Origin of the sequence: Marinimicrobium sp. UBA4509 (assembly GCF_002388575.1) — a bacterium.
Classification (GTDB): Bacteria; Pseudomonadota; Gammaproteobacteria; order Pseudomonadales; family Cellvibrionaceae; genus Marinimicrobium; species Marinimicrobium koreense.
Map to the genome: position 1 here is coordinate 24,419 of NZ_DGMV01000043.1, position 4,698 is coordinate 29,116.

Consider the following 4,698-nt stretch of genomic DNA (forward strand, 5'->3'; position numbering starts at 1 on the left):
AGGGATGAAGCGTTTGGCGGGGTGTCGCCCTGGGCGTGCTCATCCAGACACCAGAGGCTGGCCATTCCCCGGGCCGAATGGATCTGTTCCAGAAGCCATTGAGAGGCGCTGTCAGACACGGGCGATCTCATCCTCGGTCAGCGAGCGGAAGTCGCCGGGTGCCAGTTCGGGGTCGAGCACAATGCCACCCACGGCGAGCCGGTGCAGTTCGACGACCCGATTTCCCGTGGCGGCGAACATGCGTTTGACCTGATGGTAGCGACCTTCCTGAAGTGTGACTCGGGCCCGCCGCTCGTCCAGTTGTTCCAGAGTGGCCGGCAGGGTCGGCTTGCTTTCATTGTTAAGCAGAATACCGTCGGCAAACTGTTTGGCGATATCCGGCGTAATAGGGTCGGCGGTGGCGACGTCATACACCTTGGCGCAGGCGCGCCGGGGGGAGGTGATCCGGTGGTTCCAGGCGCCGTCGTCGGTCAACAGCAACAGGCCGGTGGTGTCTTTATCCAGGCGGCCGACAATCTGCAGGCCGTCCGCCAATGCCGGCGGTAGCAGATCCAGCACGCAGGGCTGGCTGCTGTCCTGGGTGGCGCTGAGGGTGCCGGCGGGTTTGTGCAGCATCAGGTAGCGGGCCCGGGGGAGGGCAAGAAGTTCGCCGTCCAGCGTGACCTGCTCGTTCCCCGTCAGTGCCTGGCTGACACTTTTGGTGGTGACACCATTGACCTGCACCCGCTTGCCATAGAGGGCGATGCGCACACCCTTGCGGGACAGGCCGGTGCATTGGCTGATGTATTTGTCCAGGCGCATGGCCATGCCGAACTCGCTACTGGCCGATGCTCTTTTCGCCGGACTCTACGGTCTGGTAAATCAGGGTGTTGATGGTCATGGGGCCGACGCCGCCGGGCACCGGGGTGTAGGCGCTGACCCGGTCGACCAGGGGTTCGAGTTCAATGTCGCCCACTTTTTCCGGGTGGTAGCCGGCATCGACCACCACGGCGCCGTCTTTGATCCAGTCCGCTTTGATGAATTCCGGGCGGCCAACGGCGCCCACGACGATGTCGGCCTGGCGAACCAGTTCGGGCAGGTTTTTGGTGCGCGAGTGACAGATGGTGACGGTGGCGTTGGCACCGAGCAGCATCATGGCCATGGGCTTGCCCAGAATGGCGCTGCGACCGACCACGACCGCGTGCTTGCCTTCCAGTTCGATGTCGTAGGCTTCCAGCAGGCGCATGATGCCTTTGGGGGTCGCACAGCCGTAGGCTTCTTCGCCCATGCTCATCCGGCCAAAGCCGAGACAGGTGACGCCGTCGACGTCTTTTTCCAGGCTGATGGCATCGAAGCAGCGACGCTCGTCAATCTGCTCGGGTACCGGGTGTTGCAGCAGAATGCCATGCACGTTGGGGTCGTTGTTCAGCTCATCGATTTTGGCCAGCAGCTCGTCGGTGCTGGTGCTCGCGGGCAGCTCGATGCGCAGGGATTCCATCCCGATGCGTTCGCAGGCGTTGCCTTTCATTTTTACGTAGGTGGCCGAGGCGGGGTCATCGCCGACCAGAATGGTGGCGAGAATCGGGGCCTGGCCATTGCTGCGGGCCTTGAGATCGGCAACGCGCTGGGCGAGCTCCTGCTCGGTTTTTTTGGCGAGGGCTTTACCGTCGAGAATCTGTGCTGGCATGGACCGAATTCCTCATGCTGGGCTGGAGTAGAAAAGGGCGCTATTGTCCCACAGTGCTCCGCTCAGGCAAAGCGCCGTTGTGGTGTTGCAGGGGAATCAGAAAGGGGGGAAGTGGGGTGGCTGACGGGGCTCGAACCCGCGACAACTGGAATCACAATCCAGGACTCTACCAACTGAGCTACAGCCACCATTGCAAGGTGTTGCCCCCGATTGCCGGGGTCAATTTCAGGGCGCGTACTCTACCGAAGTTTTCGGTATGAATCCAGACCTTTGAGGCCTTACCCTGATACAGGTTTGTCGTCTGACGAGCCTTCCAATCTTTCAGTGGATTCAGTGCCCCACTTGAAGATGGCGCGCCCGGCAGGACTCGAACCTGCGACCACCCGCTTAGAAGGCGGGTGCTCTATCCAGCTGAGCTACGGGCGCATGGCTGGGAAATCTCGCAGGCGAGTGGTCGGAGTGGAGGGATTCGAACCCCCGACATTCTGCTCCCAAAGCAGACGCGCTACCAGGCTGCGCTACACTCCGCCGTAGACCGAATGGCCATCCAGTGGACGCCGTCATTCGCGAGGTGCGCATAATACCGATGGTGCCCCACCGCGTCAACGGTAAATTGGTCTCGCAAGGTTCGGGCGTTCGGTGGCACTTGTGTCTGTCACGGCGGCTCGTCAGAATAGCGGCTTACCAGATGTGAGGAGTAAGCATGCAGGATACCCCCAAGCAACACGAGGTCGATCACCCGCAAGAGGCCGAACTGGGTATGGCCATGAAGATGGGGATGCGTCGCCTGGCCTCCGGCGTATCGGTGTTGTCCACCCGTTCGGACGATGGTGAGCGTCATGCGATGACGGTCTCTTCGGTGACCTCGGTCTCAGACAATCCCGCGTCCTTGTTGGTCTGTGTGAACAAACAGGTGGCGCTGGAAGGGCATCTATCCACGCCAGGCACGCCTTTTGCCATCAATATCCTGGGGTCTGATCAGCAGGCCATCTCCAATCGGTGTGCCGGTTTCGAGGGCGATCAACCGCGCTTCAGTATCGGGGACTGGCGTCAGGGGCGGGATGAGGTGCCTTACCTGGCGGACGCCCAGGCGACCTTCTTCTGCGAGTCGGACCAGATTATGACTTATGGCACCCACCATATCGTGGTGGCCCGGATTCACGAAGTGAAGCTCGGTGAGCTGGCGGTAGACCCGCTGATATATGTCGATGGCGGCTACGGCGTACTGGCGCCCCGCTGAAACTCGGAAGGTATTTGGCGATGGCTTCGGTGCGCCTCGTTCGGGCGCACGGATGGCGTCAAAGTGATCCCGAAAGCGCGCAATAATACGCTTGCTTTATGAAAGTTTTGTGGCTACGGGAGTTTCGCGGTTAAGGTTCACTAACTGGTTTATGCACATTAGCAGTGCGGTACTTGTCAAGGGTTCCGACAGAGTGCGAAAACTTCGCTATATCCTTGGTTGACATTCGTAACATATTGATAAATAAAGAAAAAATTGAGCCGGTTATTTTTTGGACAATCTGTGCAACGGTCAGAGATGATGCGGGTTCGAGGCACTTTCCCAAAAAGTATCCACCAAGTTATCCACAGAAAATGTGGACAAGAAAAATGTGAATTTTTTATGTCTCCAACCCGCCTTCCTTGAATAGGTGGGTTGTCATCTCCCGGCCCGCCGAAGCGGGCTACACTTTAAAGCGATCGGTATCAATGCAGGACGGATCTAATCCTATGACCCAAAAGCTCACGGTGGCCGTACTCGGAGGCGGAAGCTTCGGAACGGCCATTGCCAATATCATTGCCGAGAACGGCGTTCGCACCTTTCTCTGGATGCGGGACTCCGCCAGTGCCACCGAGACCCAGTCAACGCGGGAGAATCGGCGCTACCTGCCGGGGCAGCGTCTGGCTGACGGCCTGGAGGTGACGTCGGATCTGACCCGGGCGGTGTCCGACAGTGACCTGGTGTTCGTATCGATTCCCAGCCATTCCTTTCGGGCGGTCACCCGACAGATTGCGCCGCTGTTGCGCAAAGAAGCGATGGTGATCAGTACGGCGAAGGGCATTGAGCCGGAGGGCTTCACCCTGATGAGCCAGGTTCTCGAGCAGGAGTTGCCCGACCACGCCATTGGCGTGCTCAGCGGTCCGAATTTCGCCAAGGAAATTGTCGCCCGACAGCAGACCGGTACCGTGGTGGCGAGCGAGAGCGAGGCGTTGATCCAACAGGTGCAGAGTTGCCTGCGCTCGGAGACCTTCCGGGTCTATGCCAACCCGGATCGCTACGGAGTGGAACTTGGTGGCGCACTGAAGAACATTTATGCCATTGTGTGTGGCATGGCCGCTGCCCTTGGGGCGGGGCATAACACCCAGGCGATGCTGTTGACCCGAAGCCTGGCGGAAATGGGGCGTTTTGCTGCCGCCATGGGGGCGAACCCGATGACCTTTCTGGGGTTGGCGGGTGTGGGCGACCTGATTCTCACCTGCACCTCGGATCTGAGCCGTAATTACCGGGTAGGCTACGCGCTCGGGCAGGGACAGCCTCTGGAGGAGGTCATCCAGGGGCTGGGGCAGGTGGCGGAGGGGGTCAACACCCTGCGCCAGGTCAAACAGAAGGCGGACGAGCTGGGTGTTTATATGCCTCTGGTTTCGGGGCTATTTGCGGTACTATTCGAAGGTGAGGCAATCGCCGATGTCGCCCGGAAACTGATGTTGGGTGAACAAAACCACGACGTGGAATATATGGGAGCAGACTGATGGATAGCGAAACTCTGAAAACCAATGTGACCTCGGGCAAGCATTGGCTGCGGCTGGTCTATATGCTGTTGTTTGCCGTACTGCTTTATGTCGCCGGGGTGGTTATGGGGGTTGTGATCGTCCTGCAATTCCTGTTTGCACTGCTGACCGGAAGCCCCAACCGGAATCTGCGCCAGTTTGGAAAGTCGCTGGCGCTGTATATTTATCGCGCTCTGGAGTTTCTCACCTACAGTAGCGATGACAAGCCATTTCCATTCAGTGACTGGCTGGAGGCTGAGTCACCT

At 59.3% G+C, this 4,698-nt stretch carries 5 protein-coding genes and 3 tRNA genes; 3 read left to right on the forward strand and 5 right to left on the reverse strand.

The window, feature by feature from the left end; genetic code table 11:
- Window positions 1-111 precede the first annotated feature (111 nt).
- The 5 genes from B3520_RS06580 to B3520_RS06600 all read right to left on the reverse strand — a co-directional run bounded on the left by B3520_RS06580 (window position 112) and on the right by B3520_RS06600 (window position 2,194).
- A complete protein-coding gene (locus B3520_RS06580; RefSeq protein WP_339619649.1) occupies window positions 112-807 on the reverse strand; it encodes a pseudouridine synthase in 696 nt (231 codons plus the stop codon).
- A 10-nt stretch (window positions 808-817) separates the two neighbouring features.
- Window positions 818-1,666 carry a bifunctional methylenetetrahydrofolate dehydrogenase/methenyltetrahydrofolate cyclohydrolase FolD gene (gene folD, locus B3520_RS06585; RefSeq protein ID WP_123637549.1) on the reverse strand — a complete coding sequence of 283 codons (849 nt, stop codon included), beginning with the start codon at window positions 1,664-1,666 and terminating at the stop codon, window positions 818-820.
- A gap of 112 nt (window positions 1,667-1,778) precedes the next feature.
- Window positions 1,779-1,854: transfer RNA gene (locus B3520_RS06590), tRNA-His, on the reverse strand.
- A gap of 161 nt (window positions 1,855-2,015) precedes the next feature.
- Window positions 2,016-2,092: transfer RNA gene (locus B3520_RS06595), tRNA-Arg, on the reverse strand.
- 25 nt (window positions 2,093-2,117) lie between these two features.
- Window positions 2,118-2,194, reverse strand: a tRNA-Pro gene (locus tag B3520_RS06600).
- 175 nt (window positions 2,195-2,369) lie between these two features.
- On the opposite strand from B3520_RS06600, the gene B3520_RS06605 reads away from it, so the two are divergent.
- The 3 genes from B3520_RS06605 to B3520_RS06615 all read left to right on the forward strand — a co-directional run.
- The gene (locus B3520_RS06605) at window positions 2,370-2,906 is read left to right on the forward strand and encodes a flavin reductase family protein (RefSeq protein ID WP_286806856.1); all 537 of its coding nucleotides are present in this window, start codon (window positions 2,370-2,372) and stop codon (window positions 2,904-2,906) included.
- 488 nt (window positions 2,907-3,394) lie between these two features.
- Window positions 3,395-4,414 carry an NAD(P)H-dependent glycerol-3-phosphate dehydrogenase gene (locus B3520_RS06610; protein ID WP_123637547.1) on the forward strand — a complete coding sequence of 340 codons (1,020 nt, stop codon included), beginning with the start codon at window positions 3,395-3,397 and terminating at the stop codon, window positions 4,412-4,414.
- Window positions 4,414-4,698, forward strand: a 285-nt coding sequence (locus B3520_RS06615) for a DUF4389 domain-containing protein (RefSeq protein WP_286875727.1), incomplete at its 3' end; no start/stop codon positions are given. The genes B3520_RS06610 and B3520_RS06615, both read left to right, overlap by 1 nt.

Coding starts and splice junctions, on each gene's coding strand:
- B3520_RS06605 (WP_286806856.1), top strand. CDS start 2,370: ATGCAGGATACCCCCAAGCAACACGAGGTCGATCACCCGCAAGAGGCC.
- B3520_RS06610 (WP_123637547.1), top strand. CDS start 3,395: ATGACCCAAAAGCTCACGGTGGCCGTACTCGGAGGCGGAAGCTTCGGA.
- B3520_RS06580 (WP_339619649.1), bottom strand. CDS start 807: ATGGCCATGCGCCTGGACAAATACATCAGCCAATGCACCGGCCTGTCC.
- folD (WP_123637549.1), bottom strand. CDS start 1,666: ATGCCAGCACAGATTCTCGACGGTAAAGCCCTCGCCAAAAAAACCGAG.